We start from the raw sequence: 17,374 nt of genomic DNA, 5'->3' as shown, positions 1-17,374 counted from the left end.
TCTCATCTCCTTCAGAAGGGGCTGACCGCACCGGTCCACATTTCGTAAGCGGCAAGCAGCCCGACCGCGACGAGAGCGATGGCAAGAAAGGCTTCCAGGAGGCTGAAGACCCGCTGGCCGTTCTGGCGGCGGGCGGCGGCATAGAAGATCAGGCCGGGCGCATAGAGCACGGCGCACATGAAGAGGTAGGCTGGGCCTGCGGCATACACGAGCCAGAGGCCATAAACGGTGGCGACGAGGCCGGCGACCATCGGACCAATGCGGCTTTCCCCGGGCTTGTAGGCTTCGCCGGTCATTGCGAGCTTTGCCGCATAGGCCCCCGAGAAGATGTAGGGCACGAGGATCGCAGCCGAAGCGATCGAGAACAGCGCCTGATAGGTGCTCTGGGCGAACAGGGTGACCAACAGGAAGGCCTGGACCAGAAGGTTGGTGATCAGCAGTGACATCGAAGGAACGCCGCGATTGCTTTCCCTTGCGAAGAAGGAGGGCATCGTTCCGTCCTTGGCCGCCGCGAGCGGGATCTCCGCCGCGAGCAGCGTCCAGCTGAGGAATGCGCCTACCACCGACACGACCAGCGCAATATTGATCAGGATAGCACCCCAGGGGCCGACGAGCGCTTCAAGGACGCCCGCCATCGACGGGTTCTTGAGGGCCGCAAGTTCCGGCTGGTTGAGGACGCCGAGCGACAGCAGCGATACGAGCGCATAGAGGGCCAGGCAGGTGAGGAAGCCGGTGATCGTCGCAACCGCAATATCCTTGCGCCGTTCGGCGCGAGCCGAGAAGACGCTGGCGCCCTCGATGCCGATGAAGACCCACAGCGTGACGAGCATGGTGCTCTTCACCTGCGCGGTGATCGAGCCGAGGCTTGCATTGCCGAGGCCTGTGAAATCCGCCGAGAACACGTCGATCTTAAAGGCGACAACCGCCACCCCGATGAACAGGACGATCGGCGCGATCTTGGCGATGGTGACGACGAAATTGATGATGGCGGCCTCGCGGATACCGGCCATGATCAGCGCGTGCACGATCCACAGCATGATCGAGGCGCCGATGATGGCCGGCCAGGTATTTCCTTCACCGAAGGATGGAAAAAAGTAGGAGAGCGCACTGAAGACCACGACCGCATAGGAAACATTGCCTATCCATGCACTCAGCCAGTAGCCCCAGGCGCTGTTAAAGCCGACGAACGGACCGAAGCCGGCCTTTGCATAGGCGTAGGGACCTGCATCCAGTTCGGGCTTGCGGAGTGCAAGCGACTGATAAACGAAGACGAGGGCCAGCATGCCCATGGCGGTGATGGCCCAGCCGATCATGACCGCCAGCGGACCCGCCCCCGCTGCCATATTCTGCGGAAGGCTGAAGACCCCCGAGCCGATCATCGAGCCGATGACCAGGGCGGTCAGCGATCCGGCCCGGAGCTTGCGTGTCGTCGTGTTCGTCTTCTTGACGGCACCGGGACCGATCGGTCCCGCAACGTTGATGTCAGTGGAAGCCATGGCTTCATCTCCCTGAGTTTGAAACTGAGGGGAGGAAACCACTTCGCCGAGGTCTCTCCATTGATCGCCGTCAAGTTGCAAGCTTGCAATCGGCAGATTTGCGTATTTAGTGAGCTCTAAGGTTCACTTGTGTTCGCGGATAAACTCTCCATCTCCACAGCCGCTGAAACAATCGCGGGCGCCGATTGTTACACTTGTCTCCGGTCGACAGACCATGACAACAAAGAGGAAGCGGAAAATGCTCGTCAAAATGCTCGCAGCTACTGTTCTTTCCCTGGGCTTAGCCACGGCAGCAGTCGCTCAATCAGGCGGCTCAGGCTCTGGCACCGATTCAGGTTCTGGATCGTCCGGATCCGGAACCAACAGAGGAGCTGCCGTGGGCTCTGGAGCCGGTGGCACCGGAACATCACTCGACGCCAACAACCCTACGACAGGCAGCGTGGGTGGGAATGCGAACAATACCGGATCCACCAACGCTCCTTGCAAGACCACACCGACACAGCAAGGCTCGGCAGGTACAGCGGCGTCGAACTCCGGCAGCGCGGCAACCCCACAGCCAGCATGCTGAGTGATTTTGGGCTGGGACGCGCTTACGTCCCAGCCTCCCCCTGAATGAATTCGGAAAAGAAGCAATTTCAATAACGAAAATCCAGGTCCGCGGCCACCTTCTCAAGCTGCTCCAGGGCTGCCCCTCGGCGCCGGTAAAGGTCGGCACGCTCGCCAAATGTGCGGCGACGCATTGCAACTTGGTGACGCAGGTTGATCTCCGCGGCCATCATCGCTCCGCAGAAAGCCGCGCTCAGGACGCTCGCGCCTGAATGGAGGTCGCTTGCCACTTTGCGATCTATAGAGCCTGCCACATCCCGGAAAAGCTCAAGCCCCTTCACGATAAGATGCGCCGCGGCAAGCGGTTCTTCGGTCGCCTGCGCCTGAGCTTCGTGCAGACCGCTATCATCGGCGGCTTCATGATCGGATGGCTCCTCGGAAAGCACGTCCAAATATCGCCGAAAGTGGCGCCGATCACGATCTGCGGATACCGTAAGCTGTTCTGAAAGTTCGTCCAATCGCCGCCGGGCGTCGGAAAAGCGGTTCCCACCGTCGTCCGACACCGCAATTGCCATCTTCCCCATCGCGAGACCAAGGAGCGCGGCCAGGATCGACGCAGTGCTTCCTGGTATATCAGGGGCTCGCCGACCAATGGATGCGACGATGTCTTTGAATCGCTCGTCTACAAGGGCAGATGTCAATTTCAATACTCTTTGAACCAACCGCAAACGGATCGAACTAACCAATGCTGTCGAAGTTCCGCCAACCTCACTTCCAGATGACGCACGCGTCTCATTGTTCGGGGCTTCGACAGGGAAGGCTTGTTGGGCCGCTGGGGTCAGGTGTCGGTTGCAAGGCAGGGTTCATGCTATCCGGTCGGCGATAATGTTGAAAGGCAGCAATACGCCACCCAGCCCGGCCAAACCTGCGCTTATGTAGAGGAAGGGCTAAGCGCTAATCAATCACCACCAGCCCCGCTTCCTCTGCGGCCGCGACGAATGCGTCTCTTGCGTCCTCCGGCTCTGCTTTTCCATCGAGCACCAGCATGAAAGTGCGGAGAGCCTGATGAAAATGCTCCCCGTCGTCGACGGGCCAGTCTTCAAGGAGGCAATTTGCGGCGTCTCGGGTGCAGAAGATCAGATCGTGGTCTCCTGCACCATGAAGCTCGACAGAAACGGGAATGGCCCAGTCGACATCAAACATGCAGCCTCTACCTCCAGAGGAAAAGAGACGCGAGGGCAGGAGATTTGGGATCTCTGAAGGGGGGGACGGGAGACCGCCCTCGCGACCTCACTCTAATGCACTGGATGGCGAATCGTTCCACGAGGGGATCGAAGCGTCGGGGGAGGAACCCCCACCGCCGATGATAGTTATCTTCCGAAAGGAGACCGAGATATGGCTATGCATTATACGGACATTCGCGGTACGCTTGTAAGCTTCCTTGCCGAAATCGGCTTGGTAGGGCCGAACGTCGAAGCCACCGCTACGGACCCGGTCCCGCCGCTTTCGACCGAACAGGAACTACTGGTCGAATGCTGGCAATCGGGCCAGATCGAACCTGCGGTTTGGTGGCAGCACCTTGACGATGATCCGGTGCTCGCGGCAAATTTCCAGAAGCCGCAGGTAACACATTAGGGCGCCCGGCCATCGAGCGCTCGCGCTGGGTGCTGCTCGGCCCAAGGATAGTGAATTAACTCACGTGCCCCGTAAGTCCGGCGTTCCCGCGGTGGTCGATCGAAAAGTTCGTGCCGGATCTTCATATCGACGTCTGCGTCCCTATCCGGCGTCATTTCTGCACGCGGGGCTTACGGATCGCATCGTGACTTGCCGCGGCTTGCGGCGCCATCCGATTCTGGGTTCAGGTACCTGCGCCGCTTCTGCGCCGGATCAGCTCAAACACGCCCGAAATGTCTTCGTCTCCATGTCCTGCACTGTCGCGTTTTCGAAACAGGTCCAGCAGGGGGGCAAGCAGACTGGTGGCGACACCCTGCTCACGGGTGGCTGTGAGTATATTTTCCAGCGAGGTGGCCTGCATGGCGAGGTTCGACACCACATTAAGGCCGTGCCCGCCGCTATCGATCTTCTCTGCGTATCCTGGGAGTTCACCCATCATTGCGGTCATCCAGGGGCCAAGCAACTTGAGAAACTCCCTCGCGTGAATGCCCTCGGAATCGACAAGGGCAGTAGCGTGAAAGAAGCCGGCGAACAGACCATACATGCCGCTGAGAAGAGCGAGGTCGTGTAGCGACGCCAGTCCAGCATCGGCACCGAGATAGGCAGCGGCGCCGAGCGCCTTAAGCGTACCGATATGTGCGTCGAAAGTCGGCTTCGAGCCGCTGTAGAGGATCAGGGCATGTTCGCCTCCGATCATCGGAGGCGTCGCCATGATGCCGCCGTCGAGATAGGAGGCTGTAAGGCTTGCGAGCCGCTCGGCGGTGGCGCGCGCTTGGGCGGGCGTGCCATTGGTCAAATTGACCACCGCACGCCCGGCGAGCGCCGAGGCCGCACCATCGAGCACAGAGCTCGCGGCGGCATAGTCCAATACGCAAATCACAGTGAGATCGCTTGAAGCAATGGCGTCTGCTGCGCTGGTGACTTCACGCGCTCCTTGAGCAACTAGGAAGCCAGCCTTGCCAGCTGTCCGATTCCAAAGGGTGACCGAATGCCCTTGTTGGAGAAGGCGAGCGGCCAGCGCCTGCCCCATCGCCCCTAGGCCGAGAACCGAAATATTGGTCATGGATCTATTCTTCCCTCGATGTCCCAACACGACGCCCCCTTTGGGGGAGCGGGTTGCTGAAAAGATGCAATATTGGACGAAAGCGGGGTAGTCGGCTATTCGTAGATCCATCGTCTTCGAAACAGAACGATGGATGGATTAGTGCTCAATCTCAACGACCTTCTCATTTTCGTTCGAGTGGTGGATCACGGCGGTTTTGCTGCAGCTGGTCGCGCGCTGCGCCTTCCCAAATCCACGCTGAGCAAGCGGCTCGCTGAATTGGAGCGGGAGATCGGGGTCCGTCTGATTCAACGAACCTCGAGGAGCTTCGCCGTGACGGAGATCGGCCGAGATTTGTATCGACATGCCGCCGCCATGCTGATCGAGGCCGAGGCCGCGGAGCATGTCATTAAGGGCCGCCTGGCCGAACCAAGCGGAACTGTCCGGATCACAGCATCCTTGCCCATTGCCCAATTCCGTTTGTCGGCGCTGCTTCCACCCCTCGCCGCGCGCTATCCGAAAATGCGCATCACGCTCGACGTTTCCGACAGATTCGTGGACATCGTGCAGGAGGGTTTTGACATCGCGATCCGCAACCACTTCGCCCCTCTGTCCGATGCCGATCTCGTACAACGTCGGATATATGACGACCCAGTCTGGCTGGTCGCCTCGCCCGACTATATCCGGGAGAAAGGTGCGTTTTCTCGCCCCGGGGAGGCGAGAGAATTCGATGGGTTGATGGCATCGCCCTCGGAATCGGTATGGACGCTTCGCAATGACCAAGGCTCGGTCACCAAAGTCACGCCTTTCCCTCGCTACGCGGCTAACGAGACAATCTCGCTACTTGAAGCAGCCAAGGCTGGTCTTGGAGTAGCTTGCCTTGCGAGCAGTTTCTGTGCACCACTCATTGAATCTGGCGCACTTGTTCGCATTTTTCCCGAATGGACAGCAGGTGGTGTGGCGACAACGCTGCTCGTTCCGCACCGCCGCGGGCAACTGCCTTCAGTTCGGATAGTCGCTGACTATTTGATCGCAAAACTCTCTCGCCGAGCTCATGACGCCTAGTCCGCGATCCCGGATTCGGGAGGGTGCTCGTGGTGGCCGTTCGAACCGCGTTCTGCAGGGAGACGGGCGAAGAAACAGGCACCATGCTGGACCCCGTTTGGACGACCGAACACAAAGTCTCCCTTTCCGGCAGGCCCTTCAAAGACAAATATGCAGAAAATCCTAGAGACCCTGCACGAGTTGAGGTCGTGGAGAAACTAAATAACGCATTGGCCGCTATCGATTGAGATGGGATGTCTGCTTGTGGCGCAAGCATACGCCCTTGCATTCCCCGCACGAATAAAGGCTTGAAGGCCTTACTGGGGCGTGGCCTGAAGGCGCTGTTTCAGAAGCCAATCCCAAAGCTCGGAATCATTCAAGGCGGCCCATTCGACGCTTGAGTGGTCCACGCCCTCCAGAACGCTCAAGCGAGCATTGCGCTTCAGACCGACGAGCCGCTCGTACAGCACGATCGAATCCGACAAAGGGATGACTTCATCGTTCGTGCCGTGGAACACCCAAAATGCCGTCTTCTCATTTGTCCTGCTCAGATAGTGGCGATTACCGCCACCAGCGATCGGAACGACAGCGGCGAACTTTTCCGGAAACTGTTCTGCCATTGCCCAGGTGCCGAAACCGCCGCGGCTGAATCCCATGACATAGACCCGCGTGCGATCGACCCGATATTTTGACATAACCTCGTTGAGCGCCACCTCCACTTTCTCGATCGGAAAAAGCAGTTCTTCACTGGGGTTCTGTGGCGAAAACACCAGGAAGGGGAATGTCTTTCCGCCCTCGATCAATTTCGGAAGGCCACTCGATTTGACTTTCTCGATATCGGTCCCGCCCTGGTCGCCGCCGTGTAGCCACACAACCAGCGGATAGGAGTTGCTGGATGACGCATAGTCGTCCGGCGTGTACATCAGATAGTTGAGATCAGTCTCCAGGCTGGCGTTCGATCTGGCTTTTATCTGCTCGGCCTGCGCCAGGCCCGCACCGCACATTCCGACTACAGCCGCGAAAGCCACTGCCATAATGTTCCGCCGCATCCGATGACCTCCTTACGATTTTGGACCTGCAATCCCATCAGATGGATCCGAAGGACCAGAACTCAAGTCTTCCCGTCCGGGATGTAGTCCGGCTCGGGAAAATGTTAGCGCGCCAAAACCGTTGCATTCTCGAAATGCAGCGCGCGACGTGGAGACTGTCACATTGATATGGAAACGAGGCGGCGAGGCTTGAACGGCGCTGCTTCCCTAATCGGCAGGTTTAGGTGAGGGCCTGTTCAAGCTTATTCACTACTGCACGATCAAGGGGTCCGTCCGCGGTCGGCCCTCAATGGCCGTCAGAAAGGTCGCCGTCGCGCCTCCTTGAAGCAGACATCGCAAGGCAGCGCCAATGTCGCTAGGGCGCCAGAAGCTGGAATATTCTTCGTACAGCCGCCGGAGCCGAGCAAACCCATCCTCGCCGGCGCCGCGTTTGGGCTGTCAGCCGCGATCGGCGGACTGAGCGAGCTCCTCTCGCAACTTGTCCACCTTCTCACTGGCCCACTGCTGGGCATCCTCGCCAAAGATGAGGCGCGCCGGTGCCTTGTCTTGTGAAGCGAGCTCCACAATTCGTGCGGCAAGCAGCTTCGGGTCGTTCGGCTGGTTGCCGTTTGCCCCGTCCACGAACGATCGATACCGGGCGACTGCCTCGGCATAGTCTGGAATGAGGATGCTGCCGAAGCTCGCGGACTTGCCGTCCATGAAGTCGGTTCGCAGCATCCCCGGCTCGACCAGGAGCGAGCGGACACCAAACGGGGCAAGCTCCTGCGCAAAGCCCTCCATCCAGCCCTCGACCGCGAATTTCGACGCGGAGTATACCGACCCTCCAGCGTTGGAGACCAGTCCGCTAACCGATGAGATTGTGACGATGAGGCCTGAGCGACGCTTGCGCATGTGGGGGACGACCGCGCGCGCGACGTTCATCGTGCCGAACAGGTTTACCTCGAACTGACGCCGCACAGCGGCTTCCGTGAAGGTCTCGAAGAAACCCAGTTCGGCATATCCGGCATTGTTGACCAGCACGTCGATTTTACCAAACCGCTTTACAGTTTCCGCAGCGACCGACTTCGCTGCCTCGGCGTCGGTGATATCGAGCGCGACGGGGTGCAGGCGATCCTGGTAAACCTCAAAGCCATCGCGCACTGCATCAGCGGACCGCGCCGTTGCCACCACCGTTTCGCCCGCATCGAGTGCCGCACGCATGATCTCGCGTCCCAGTCCCCGGCTTGCGCCCGTCACCAACCAAACCCTAGCCATAGCCGTTCCTCTCTTCCTTGAGCGTCATCAGCTATGTAGGGTTGGTAATATATCGTGATAACTCGCTAATAAGTAATGGACCCCAGTAGCAGGGATTATCAATGCGGCCGGATCAGCTCAGCGACCTTGCAGTCTTCGCGGCTATTGCCTCGGAGCGCAGCTTCACGCGCGCCGCAAGGCGGCTCGGCGTCACGCAGTCAGCGTTGAGCCAGACCATGAAGCGGCTGGAGGGCCAACTGGGTTTTCGCCTCCTCTCTCGCACGACACGCAGCGTCGCCCCGACTGCTGCCGGTGAGCGCCTGCTCGCAACCCTGTCGCCGGCACTGGCCGGGTTGGACGACGAGATCGAGGCGCTGTCCCAGGCACGGGGAGCGGCGATCGGCACCATCCGGATAACGACGGGCAAACATGCCGCCGACACGGTGCTGTGGCCGATGCTCCCGTCCTTCATGCGCCACCACCCCGGCATCGAAGTTGAGGTACGCGTGGAGAGCGGGATGACAGACATCGTTGCTGGCCGCTACGACGCGGGTATCCGACTCGGCGAGCGTTTGGAGAAGGACATGATCGCGCTGGCGATCGGGCCACCCCTTCGCGTCGCGGTGGTGGCTGCTCCCGGCTACCTGAGCGACCATCCGGCGCCTATCGAGCCTTCCGACCTTACGGCGCATCGTTGCATAGCCTACGGCGACGCTCATGGCGAGCTGTCTCCCTGGCTATTCGAGCGCGATGGTCGCGCGGTGACGGTCGTGCCGGGTCGGGGGCCGGTGTTTAACGACGGCGACCTGCTTGTCGCCGCCGCCGTTGAGGGTTTCGGTGTCCTCTACATTCTGGAGGATCTGGTCGCGACGCCAATTGTCGACGGTCGTCTCATCCGCCTTCTGGAGCCGTGGTGCGAGCCCTTTCCAGGTTACCATCTCTATTACCCCGACCGGCGGGGCACAGCGGCCTTTGAACTGTTCAAGGAGACGCTTCGAGGATGGAAAGAAAAATAGACGGTGGCTGGCCGTTGGGAGTAGTTCCTCAGAATTCGACCGCCGTCGGTAGGACCAGTTGTTGCCAATCCGGCTCGTACTCGAAGGTCTGACGTCGCTGCGCAGACAGCAGTTCTCGCCAGAGCGTCGCGAAAGCTTCCTAGCCTCCCCATCCGCGCTTCACACGGATGCTGCCTTCGACGACTGCTGCAGCGTGTCCGCTACCTCAGCTCGGTTCCGATTTCCCCATTCGCAGAGCGGAACCAGCGCCTCAACGAGCGTTTCCCCGAACGGCGTCAGCGCGTAATCGACCACCGGAGGCACCTGGTGGTGATCGTGGCGTACCAGAACGGTCATTGCGACCAACTCCCGTAATTGCTGGATCAGCACTTTTTCGCTGATGCCTCCGACCCGCCTTCTGATCTCGGAAAATCGAGTAGGGCCATCCTGGAGATGGTAAAGGATCAAAGGCTTCCACTTGCCGCCGATAACCGCCAGCGAAACGTCAAGGCCACATTGGGTGCTCGGTCCGTCCATCAAAAACCTCGCGCTTACCTTTTGGTATGTTCTACCCATCGAGCAAGTGGGTGTCTACATGTCTTCCGTCGCCCGCCGCCAGAGGTCGGGATAGCCGGAAACATTACGAGGAGCTGTCAATGAGAGACGATATCCAAATGATCAAAGAGCTATACGCTGCAGCAGAGGGAGACGGACTGGATGTCGGCAAGTTCGTCTCCTTCTTCTCCGGGGATGCCTATGTGCGGGATATCCCGACCAACATGGAGTTCCGCGGCAAGGATATCGCCATGGTCGCCGGCGGCATGGCTCAGGCCTTTCCAGATATTCACCGAGAGCTCTTCAACATCTACGCGATGGAAAATGTGATCGTGGTCGAGCTTGCCATTCGCGGCACGCACAAAGGAGCATTGGTGACGCCAAATGGCCCAATCGCTCCCACCGAGAGAACCATCGATGTTCCTTGCTGCGATGTCTTTCACCTGCGGGATGGAAAGGTCGTCTCCTTTCACTGCTACAACGCAGCCTCCATCCTGCAGCGCCAGTTGGGTCTTGCGGGTAGCGACACGGCAGCTTGATAGGCGGAGAGACTGATTTGTTGACACTCCCTGCCGATTCAATTTCTTCGGCAAGGCCAGTCCCGGGGCGCCGCGTTTCTCAAGTCATGAACTCTTGACGATTGTCTCGCGCCTGTATCTGCGATGCGAAAGACAAATTGACGGGCCTGCCGCCCCATATCTGAAGCGCCTTTGGGTGCCGGAACGAGCCGGAAAGCGCGCTTTCCCAACGAGTCAACTGGAACTGCTTCGCCTTCTTGATGCAATTCGGGAATCAGCTAGCGCTCAGATCATAGTGGCCACGCATTTTTCAATCCGGGAGCCTGTTCCTGGTGCCCGATTGCTGAAACCTACCCGCGCAGGCCTTGCGCGGGTCAGGGACTCAATGTCCTGCCTCCGCGGACGCACGTTGATAGAAGCGTCGGATCGACAGGTGGGACGACCGGATGTCGAGGTTGATCGCGTGGCGTGCTGCCGCTCGGTCCCGCTGGGAAATCGCCTCGATAGCGTTGCTGTGGATTTGAACGCCGTTATTGAAGATCCGATAGAAGAGCCCCTCATCCTTGCGCGCAGACGCTACGATCGGGCCGGTGCGAAGCCAGAGGGTTGAGATGATGTCGAGCAGTTGCGGATAGCCGCCGGCACGATAGAGCTCGAAATGGAACGCCTGGTTGCCAGCGAGTGCAGCGTCGAAGTCGCGGACCTCAAGGGCCTCCTGGATGCTGTCGTTATGGCGCCTCAGCGCATCGGTCAAAGCCGGGTTCTTCGGCGCGCTTGCCGCCCGCTCGGCCGCATAACCTTCCAGCTGCATGCGCACGCGAATGTAGTTCTCGTGATCGGAGGCAAGATAGGGCGCAACCCGAAGCGTCCGCGGCCCGGATTGCTCGATGGCCCGTTCCGCAATCAGCCGTGCCACCGCCTCACGCACCGGCATTGGGCTTGTTCCGAATACTTCCGCGAGGGCGCGAATGGAAACCTGCTCGCCTGGAAGAAATTCTCCCTTGAGCAGACCAAGCCGAAGGCTCTGGTAGACCCGATCCTGCACTGTCGACACATCGACCGGCACCAGCGTTCGCTGGCTTCTTATTGTCGGATCGAAAGTGTTCACGTCCTCTGGCCTCGCTAGGTCGTTGAATCAGTGTTGGGGTGCTCGGACGCCCGCGCGACCTCCAAGCCATCAGTCGTTCTACGTTCAATCGGCGGAGTTCACAACAAAAAGCAATATTGCCGCGGCTGTGAGATGTGTGATCACATATCTCAAGGCTTTACACATCGGGACGTGTGTGATTACATGCCTGCAGTGCCTCAGGAGGACCCTTGGCGATCGACGCTGAACGGTGCGGCACACGGACAGACATTCGGGAGGAGAAGAATATGAGAAGTCTCGTCATGAGCGCGATTTCGGCTGCAGCCGCATTCAGCGCTACTGCACTTCACGCCGAGCCATTGAAGATTGGCATTGTCGAGAGCCTTTCTGGCGCCCAGACGTCGACGGGTCGCCTTTACGCCAATGCCGTCAAATATGGTGTCGATCGCATCAACGATACGGGCGGTTTCAACGGCGAGCCCGTCACCGTCACGGAATACGACAACGCCGGCGGTTCGCCCGAAGCGGCCGACAAATTTCGCCAGGCCGTAGCGGACGGCGTCGACATCATCTTCCAAGGCGCTTCCTCGGCCATTGCCGGTCAGCTCACCGAGGACGTGCGCAAGCACAACATCCGCAATCCCGGCAAGGAAGTGATCTTCATCAACCTGGGCGGCGAGGCCATGGAACTGACGGGCAACAAGTGCCAGTTCTACCACTTCCGCTACACCACGACCGCTCCGATGCGGGTGAACGCGCTTGTCAGCGCGATGAAGGAGTCGGGGGACCTCGGCGACAAGGTTTATTCGATCAACCAGAATTATTCCTGGGGCCAGGACATGCAGGCAGCCGTCGAGGCAGCGGCAGCAGAGGGCGGCTACACGGTGGTCGACGAGGTTCTCCACGACGTCAACAAGATCCAGGACTTCGCGCCCTTCGTCGCGCGGATCAGGTCTGCGGCTCCGGACACCGTCTTCACTGGGAATTGGTCAAACGACCTCCTGCTGCTGATGAAGGCGGCAGGCGATGCGGGGCTCGATGTCACATTCGCCACGGCTTTCCTCGATCAACCCGGCAATATCGCCAACGCCGGCAAGACGGCGATCGGCCACTATATCGCCAACAACTATGACAACGCCGCGACGGACGGTAAATTCGCCGAAAGCTACAAGGCGGCGACGGGCCATTATCCGATCTTCGTTGAAGGCCACACCGCCTTCGCGCTTGGTGCCCTGCGACAGGCGCTGGGGACCGTCGATTTCGGCGGCGGCGACATTGATGCGACGAAGATCGCGCTGGCGCTGGAAAACACCACCTACGAGAGCCCGATCGGCCCGATCTCGGTCCGCAAGGAGGATCACCAGACGATCCGCCCCGTAGTTGTCTCCAAGGTCGTGGAAAATCCCAAGTATCCTGCCGATGGCACGAACATGGGCTTCGAAACGGTGAAGGTCATTGCCGGCGACAAGGCAATCAACTCGGTGCAGGACAGCTGCAAGATGGAACGCCCGGCCGAATAGGCCCCCGTCATCGAACGCTGGTCCGTACCAGACACGGACCAGCATCCTGACCGTCAGCTCCCGGAACACTCATGGAATTCGCGATCATCTCCACGTTGAACGGCGTGACCTATGGACTGTTGTTGTTCATGGTTTCCGCCGGTCTGACGCTCATCTTCGGCATGATGGGCGTGCTAAACTTTGCCCATGCGTCGTTCTACATGCTGGGCGCTTATGTCGCCTATGCGGTGTCCTCCGTCTTCGGCTTCTGGGCCGCCATCATCGTCGCGCCGATCTTCGTTGGCGTGACGGGCATGGCGGTTGAACGTTTTCTCTTGCCGCGCGTGCATGCCCATGGCCACGCGCATGAACTCTTGCTGACCTTCGGCCTGGCACTGATCATCGAGGAGCTCATCAAGCTCTGCTTCGGCGACTTCCCCGTGAACTACCAGATGCCCGCCGAAATGCGCTTTTCAGCCTTCCAGATATTCGGCGCAGACTATCCCTTCTACCGGCTCTTCATCGGCGGCGTGGCGATCGTGATGTTCACGGCGCTCTGGTTGCTTCTGACCCGCACCCGTACGGGGATCATCGTGCGGGCGGCGGAGCGGCTTCCGGCCATGGCCGAGGCACTAGGGCACAACATCCCGATGGTCTTCATGTTCGTGTTCGCGACGGGTGCCGCACTGGCCGGGCTTGCCGGAGCGGTGGCCGGAGCCTTCTACCCGACCAATCCCAACATGGGGCTGGAGCTCGGCGTTATTGTCTTCGTCGTCGTGGTCGTCGGCGGCCTCGGGTCACTGAAGGGATCGCTCGTTGCGTCACTTCTGATCGGGCTTTTCTCCTCGTTTGCCGTCGGCCTCGACTGGTCGCTGGCGACCCTCTTCTCGCTGGTAGGCCTGGGCGAGTGGGCGCGCTCCTTTGGTGGACTGATGACACTGGAGCTCTCCTCGGTCAGTGCGACGATCCCGTTTGCTCTGATGCTGATCGTCCTGTTGGTCCGCCCGGCAGGTCTCATGGGCGAGCGCAACTAGAGAGGATGCCGATGCGTAAACTTTTTCTTCCCATCGCCCTGCTGGTCCTGCTGATCGTCATCCCTCCGTTCATGGGGATTGCCTGGCAGAACGCGCTGGTCAACGTGCTGATCGCAAGCCTCTTTGCCTTGGCGTTCAATCTGCTCATCGGCCAGGCGGGGCTGCTTTCCTTCGGCCATGCCGCCTATTTCGGACTGGGCGCCTTCGCAGCACTTCATCTGATGATTGCGATCGATGACGGCTTTCCCTTCCCGACGCCGCTCGTTCCGCTTGCGGGCGCTGCGATCGGCCTCATTATCGGGCTCATCGCCGGCTACTTCGCCACAATGCGTTCGGGCGTCTACTTCGCCCTGGTCACGCTCGCGATCGCCGAGCTCTTCCATTCGCTGGCGCCGCGGCTGGAGGACCTTTTCGGCGGCGAAGCGGGTGTGTCCTCTATGCGGATGCCCTGGAGCGGGATCATTTTCGGCTCCACGCTGGAAGTCTATTACCTGACCTTGGCGTGGGTGGTGCTTTGCGGTCTCGCTCTCTGGTCCTACACCCACACCCCCTTCGGGCGTCTGACGCTTGCCCTGCGTGACAACGAACAGCGTGTAAGGTTCCTCGGTTACAACGCCCATTCATCAAAGGTGATCATATTCGCGATCTCGGCGATGTTCACGGGTGTGGCGGGCGCGCTCTTGGCAATCTCGAACGAGACGGCGAACTATTCCCTGTTTGCTAGCGATGTTTCGGCGCAGGTGGTCCTGCAGACCTTCGTCGGCGGGTCGACAATATTCTTCGGCCCCGTCATCGGCGCTGCAGCCTTCACCCTGTTCTCGTTTCTGCTTTCGGACGTCACGCGATCCTGGGTCTTTTACCAGGGGCTGATCTTCGTGCTGGTGATGCTCTATGCACCTGCGGGAATTGGCGGCGTCTTGCAACACCACATTCGCCATCGTCGCCAGCTGGACTGGTCGCGGCTCGCAGGTCCCTATCTCGTCGCGATCCTTGGTGGCGTGCTGGTGGCCGCCGGCGTGGTCTTCATGACCGAAACCGTCTCGATTCTCTTCGGCGAGGAATATGCAATGGCGAGGCAGGCTACAGCCGGCGGCTTGCCGTCCTATCCGCTCTTCGGCATCGAATGGCGGCCGGTGAGCCCTCTCACCTGGCTCCTCCCGCTGATCCTCCTGGTCTGCGGTGTCGCCGTGATGGTTCGTGCCAGACGGCGTATCGATGCGCTCTGGGGAAGGATGGACGAGAGTAGGCAAGTCACGGCAGACGTCGCTGTACTGGGAGGTGCAACATGATCGCCCCGATTAACGACCAGCCGGCACTAAGGCTGTCGCGCGTTACCAAGTCGTTCGGCCCGATCGAGGTCATCAAGGGGCTGGAACTCGACGTCAGACGGGGCGATCGGCATGCGGTGATCGGACCCAATGGTGCCGGCAAATCCACACTCTTCAACCTGATTTCGGGCATGTTCGCGCCGTCGTCCGGCGAAATCATGCTCAACGGCCAAAGCATCGGCGGTCTGGCGCCGCATCGCATCAACAGGGGAGGGCTGGCACGCTCGTTCCAGATCACCAACATCTTCCATCGTCTGAGCGTGTTCGAGAACCTGCGCATCGGCGTCCTTGCCCGCCATGGCGTACGGTACGGCTTGTTTCGCCGGATTGCGCGGATGCGGCAGGTGAACGAGGAAGCGGCTGAGGCGCTGGCCCGGGTGGGGCTTGAGGCTCGCGCCCACGACCTTGCAGGCGATCTGACCTATTCGGAGCAGCGGGCGCTCGAGATCGGCATGACGCTGACCACCGGCGCGGACGTCATCCTTTTGGACGAACCGACCGCCGGCATGTCGCGCGAGGAGACAGCTCAGGCGGTGGAACTGATCCGCTCCGTCACAGAAGGCAAGACCCTGCTGATGGTCGAGCACGACATGAGCGTAGTTTTCAGCCTTTGCGATCGGGTTTCGGTACTCGTCTACGGCAACATCCTTGCAACCGATACGCCGGCGCGCATCAGCGCCAACCGAGAGGTGCAGGAAGCCTATCTGGGTCAGGAGGCGTCATGAGTCTACTCCAGGTAAAGGGACTGCACGCCCATTACGGCAAAAGCCACATCCTGCACGGCATCGATCTGGAGGTGCCGGAATCGTCAGTCGTATCCCTATTGGGTCGAAACGGTTCCGGCCGCTCGACCCTGTTGAAGGCGATGATGGGTCTGGTGCCGCCGAGCGGCGGGACGGTAACGCTGGATGGGGTTCAACTGGCCGGGCAGCGACCCTTCGACATCTGCCGCCAGGGGATCGGCTACGTGCCCGAGGAGCGGCTGGTTTTTCCCAACCTCACGGTCGAGGAAAACCTCACCATGGGTGTGCAAAAAGGAGCGCCCGGCGCACATCGTTGGTCGGTCGATGAAATGTACGACTATTTCCCGCGCCTGAAGGAACGGCGCGCGATCCGGGCCGGCTATCTGTCGGGCGGTGAACAGCAGATGCTGACGATTTGCCGCTCCCTGCTGGGCAACCCCCGCGTACTGCTGATCGATGAGCCGACCGAAGGTCTGGCACCCAAGATCGTTGAGGTAGTGATGGAGGTGATCCTCGATATCGGACGCCGCGGTGTGGCGGTGGTGCTGGTCGAGCAAAAACTGACAATCGCGCTCAAGGTCGCACGGCAGGTGATGGTCATGGGCCACGGCGAGCTCGTCTTCAAGGGCACGCCCGAAGAGCTGGACGCTCATCCTGACGTAAGGCGCAACTGGCTCGAAGTGGCCTGAGGCAGCATCGCCCGCATGCAAGTAAGTGGACAGCAAATGAACATGATCAAGCGGATGAGCCCGCGCCCCGGTCTTCGGGTTCTGGTGACTGCCGGTGCTTCCGGCATCGGCGCCGCGATCGCCCGCGGCTTCCTGGAAGCCGAGGCGAAGGTGCTGATTTGTGACGTCGACGAAGAGGCTCTTCGATGTTTTGCGCAAGATCATCCGGAGGTCGCCGTCCTAAAAGCCGACATCTCTGACGAGGCCCAGGTCGACGCGCTTCTGGTCGCGACCGCGGCGAAGCTCGGCGATTTGGATGTGCTGATCAACAACGCCGGCATTGCTGGACCGACCGGCGCGATCGACGAGCTATCCGTCAACGACATCCGCCGCACCCTCGATATCGACCTGATGGGCCAATTCCTGGTGGTGCGGCGGGCTGCACCGCTGCTGCGCGCCAGCGACGCCGGGTCGATCATCAACATTTCATCCGTGGCGGGGCGGTTGGGTTATGCACTTCGTACCCCCTATTCGGCTGCGAAATGGGGCATTGTCGGGCTGACCCAGAGCCTGGCGAAGGAGATGGGTCCGGACGGCATCCGGGTGAACGCCATTTTGCCGGGCATCGTGCGGGGTGCTCGCATCGAAAGCGTCATTCGCGAGCGCGCCGCAGCCTCCGGTCTCAGCTACGAGGAGATGGAGGCGCAGTATCTCTCCAACATCTCGCTGCGCCGCATGGTGGAGCCGGAGGATGTCGCCGCCATGGCGCTCTTTCTAGCCTCGCCCGGTGGCGCCAATATCTCCGGGCAAGCCATCAGCGTCTGCGGCAACGTCGAAAACATCTGAAAGCAAGGAAGCACAAG

General features: G+C 60.2%; 18 protein-coding genes. 10 read left to right on the top strand and 8 right to left on the bottom strand.

Features of this window, described 5'->3' with window-relative positions; translation table 11 throughout:
• Positions 1-11: 11 nt before the first annotated feature.
• The 3 genes from arcD to EDE05_RS10800 all read right to left on the bottom strand — a co-directional run bounded on the left by arcD (position 12) and on the right by EDE05_RS10800 (position 3,245).
• On the bottom strand, positions 12-1,496 hold the full coding sequence (arcD, locus tag EDE05_RS10810) for an arginine-ornithine antiporter (RefSeq protein ID WP_134100965.1): 1,485 nt from the start codon (positions 1,494-1,496) through the stop codon (positions 12-14).
• Between the two features lie 635 nt (positions 1,497-2,131).
• Positions 2,132-2,743: a cyclodeaminase/cyclohydrolase family protein gene (locus EDE05_RS10805; RefSeq protein ID WP_166675444.1), complete on the bottom strand. Its 612-nt coding sequence runs from the start codon at positions 2,741-2,743 to the stop codon at positions 2,132-2,134.
• 253 nt (positions 2,744-2,996) lie between these two features.
• Positions 2,997-3,245: a DUF982 domain-containing protein gene (locus EDE05_RS10800; protein ID WP_105370845.1), complete on the bottom strand. Its 249-nt coding sequence runs from the start codon at positions 3,243-3,245 to the stop codon at positions 2,997-2,999.
• A gap of 192 nt (positions 3,246-3,437) precedes the next feature.
• On the opposite strand from EDE05_RS10800, the gene EDE05_RS10795 reads away from it, so the two are divergent.
• Positions 3,438-3,677 carry a hypothetical protein gene (locus EDE05_RS10795; protein WP_105370844.1) on the top strand — a complete coding sequence of 80 codons (240 nt, stop codon included), beginning with the start codon at positions 3,438-3,440 and terminating at the stop codon, positions 3,675-3,677.
• Between the two features lie 223 nt (positions 3,678-3,900).
• Here the strand turns inward: EDE05_RS10795 and EDE05_RS10790 are convergent, their stop codons facing one another.
• Positions 3,901-4,779, bottom strand: coding sequence for an NAD(P)-binding domain-containing protein (locus EDE05_RS10790; protein ID WP_134100958.1), 879 nt, complete (start codon positions 4,777-4,779; stop codon positions 3,901-3,903).
• 141 nt (positions 4,780-4,920) lie between these two features.
• On the opposite strand from EDE05_RS10790, the gene EDE05_RS10785 reads away from it, so the two are divergent.
• Positions 4,921-5,823: a LysR substrate-binding domain-containing protein gene (locus tag EDE05_RS10785; RefSeq protein WP_134100954.1), complete on the top strand. Its 903-nt coding sequence runs from the start codon at positions 4,921-4,923 to the stop codon at positions 5,821-5,823.
• Between the two features lie 296 nt (positions 5,824-6,119).
• Here the strand turns inward: EDE05_RS10785 and EDE05_RS10780 are convergent, their stop codons facing one another.
• Together EDE05_RS10780 and EDE05_RS10775 are read right to left on the bottom strand one after the other, a co-directional pair.
• Positions 6,120-6,851 (bottom strand): prolyl oligopeptidase family serine peptidase, encoded by a 732-nt coding sequence (locus EDE05_RS10780; protein ID WP_105370842.1) that lies wholly within the window; start codon positions 6,849-6,851, stop codon positions 6,120-6,122.
• Positions 6,852-7,289: 438 nt separating this feature from the next.
• Positions 7,290-8,105 (bottom strand): SDR family NAD(P)-dependent oxidoreductase, encoded by an 816-nt coding sequence (locus EDE05_RS10775; RefSeq protein ID WP_134100951.1) that lies wholly within the window; start codon positions 8,103-8,105, stop codon positions 7,290-7,292.
• A gap of 101 nt (positions 8,106-8,206) precedes the next feature.
• On the opposite strand from EDE05_RS10775, the gene EDE05_RS10770 reads away from it, so the two are divergent.
• Complete coding sequence (locus tag EDE05_RS10770) at positions 8,207-9,100, top strand: LysR family transcriptional regulator (protein ID WP_134100948.1); 894 nt, start codon at positions 8,207-8,209, stop codon at positions 9,098-9,100.
• A gap of 159 nt (positions 9,101-9,259) precedes the next feature.
• Here the strand turns inward: EDE05_RS10770 and EDE05_RS10765 are convergent, their stop codons facing one another.
• Positions 9,260-9,616 carry a helix-turn-helix domain-containing protein gene (locus EDE05_RS10765; RefSeq protein ID WP_134100946.1) on the bottom strand — a complete coding sequence of 119 codons (357 nt, stop codon included), beginning with the start codon at positions 9,614-9,616 and terminating at the stop codon, positions 9,260-9,262.
• Between the two features lie 119 nt (positions 9,617-9,735).
• Between EDE05_RS10765 and EDE05_RS10760 the strand changes: the two genes are divergently transcribed.
• A complete protein-coding gene (locus EDE05_RS10760) occupies positions 9,736-10,173 on the top strand; it encodes a nuclear transport factor 2 family protein (RefSeq protein ID WP_134100943.1) in 438 nt (145 codons plus the stop codon).
• A gap of 361 nt (positions 10,174-10,534) precedes the next feature.
• Here EDE05_RS10760 and EDE05_RS10750 read toward each other — a convergent pair whose 3' ends face one another.
• Complete coding sequence (locus EDE05_RS10750) at positions 10,535-11,260, bottom strand: GntR family transcriptional regulator (protein WP_134100940.1); 726 nt, start codon at positions 11,258-11,260, stop codon at positions 10,535-10,537.
• 266 nt (positions 11,261-11,526) lie between these two features.
• On the opposite strand from EDE05_RS10750, the gene EDE05_RS10745 reads away from it, so the two are divergent.
• From EDE05_RS10745 to EDE05_RS10720, 6 genes are all read left to right on the top strand, one after another.
• Positions 11,527-12,759, top strand: a complete 1,233-nt coding sequence (locus EDE05_RS10745; RefSeq protein WP_134100937.1) for a branched-chain amino acid ABC transporter substrate-binding protein — start codon at positions 11,527-11,529, stop codon at positions 12,757-12,759.
• A gap of 71 nt (positions 12,760-12,830) precedes the next feature.
• Positions 12,831-13,772, top strand: coding sequence for a branched-chain amino acid ABC transporter permease (locus tag EDE05_RS10740; protein WP_105370836.1), 942 nt, complete (start codon positions 12,831-12,833; stop codon positions 13,770-13,772).
• 5 nt (positions 13,773-13,777) lie between these two features.
• Entirely contained in the window at positions 13,778-15,061 is a 1,284-nt protein-coding gene (locus tag EDE05_RS10735) for a branched-chain amino acid ABC transporter permease (RefSeq protein WP_134100933.1), read from the top strand.
• Positions 15,058-15,825, top strand: a complete 768-nt coding sequence (locus tag EDE05_RS10730; protein ID WP_134100930.1) for an ABC transporter ATP-binding protein — start codon at positions 15,058-15,060, stop codon at positions 15,823-15,825. The genes EDE05_RS10735 and EDE05_RS10730 overlap by 4 nt, the downstream gene beginning before the upstream one ends.
• Positions 15,822-16,532 (top strand): ABC transporter ATP-binding protein, encoded by a 711-nt coding sequence (locus EDE05_RS10725; protein ID WP_105370833.1) that lies wholly within the window; start codon positions 15,822-15,824, stop codon positions 16,530-16,532. Before EDE05_RS10730 ends, EDE05_RS10725 begins: the two co-directional genes overlap by 4 nt.
• A gap of 36 nt (positions 16,533-16,568) precedes the next feature.
• Positions 16,569-17,357, top strand: coding sequence for an SDR family oxidoreductase (locus tag EDE05_RS10720; RefSeq protein ID WP_112800789.1), 789 nt, complete (start codon positions 16,569-16,571; stop codon positions 17,355-17,357).
• Positions 17,358-17,374: the final 17 nt, after the last annotated feature.

The sequence above is a fragment of the Neorhizobium sp. R1-B genome, assembly GCF_004368875.1.
GTDB classification, from domain to species: domain Bacteria; phylum Pseudomonadota; class Alphaproteobacteria; order Rhizobiales; family Rhizobiaceae; genus Neorhizobium; species Neorhizobium huautlense.
Note: the sequence above shows the minus strand (reverse complement) of the source record. Positions and strands in the feature narration are given on the sequence as shown.

Bases quoted from the DNA above. Each gene is read 5' to 3' on its own strand.
- EDE05_RS10730 (WP_134100930.1), top strand. From the start codon at position 15,058: ATGATCGCCCCGATTAACGACCAGCCGGCACTAAGGCTGTCGCGCGTT.
- EDE05_RS10740 (WP_105370836.1), top strand. From the start codon at position 12,831: ATGGAATTCGCGATCATCTCCACGTTGAACGGCGTGACCTATGGACTG.
- EDE05_RS10735 (WP_134100933.1), top strand. From the start codon at position 13,778: ATGCCGATGCGTAAACTTTTTCTTCCCATCGCCCTGCTGGTCCTGCTG.
- EDE05_RS10775 (WP_134100951.1), bottom strand. From the start codon at position 8,105: ATGGCTAGGGTTTGGTTGGTGACGGGCGCAAGCCGGGGACTGGGACGC.
- EDE05_RS10790 (WP_134100958.1), bottom strand. From the start codon at position 4,779: ATGACCAATATTTCGGTTCTCGGCCTAGGGGCGATGGGGCAGGCGCTG.
- EDE05_RS10800 (WP_105370845.1), bottom strand. From the start codon at position 3,245: ATGTTTGATGTCGACTGGGCCATTCCCGTTTCTGTCGAGCTTCATGGT.
- EDE05_RS10725 (WP_105370833.1), top strand. From the start codon at position 15,822: ATGAGTCTACTCCAGGTAAAGGGACTGCACGCCCATTACGGCAAAAGC.
- EDE05_RS10720 (WP_112800789.1), top strand. From the start codon at position 16,569: ATGAACATGATCAAGCGGATGAGCCCGCGCCCCGGTCTTCGGGTTCTG.
- EDE05_RS10770 (WP_134100948.1), top strand. From the start codon at position 8,207: ATGCGGCCGGATCAGCTCAGCGACCTTGCAGTCTTCGCGGCTATTGCC.
- arcD (WP_134100965.1), bottom strand. From the start codon at position 1,496: ATGGCTTCCACTGACATCAACGTTGCGGGACCGATCGGTCCCGGTGCC.
- EDE05_RS10760 (WP_134100943.1), top strand. From the start codon at position 9,736: ATGAGAGACGATATCCAAATGATCAAAGAGCTATACGCTGCAGCAGAG.
- EDE05_RS10780 (WP_105370842.1), bottom strand. From the start codon at position 6,851: ATGCGGCGGAACATTATGGCAGTGGCTTTCGCGGCTGTAGTCGGAATG.
- EDE05_RS10765 (WP_134100946.1), bottom strand. From the start codon at position 9,616: ATGGACGGACCGAGCACCCAATGTGGCCTTGACGTTTCGCTGGCGGTT.
- EDE05_RS10795 (WP_105370844.1), top strand. From the start codon at position 3,438: ATGGCTATGCATTATACGGACATTCGCGGTACGCTTGTAAGCTTCCTT.
- EDE05_RS10745 (WP_134100937.1), top strand. From the start codon at position 11,527: ATGAGAAGTCTCGTCATGAGCGCGATTTCGGCTGCAGCCGCATTCAGC.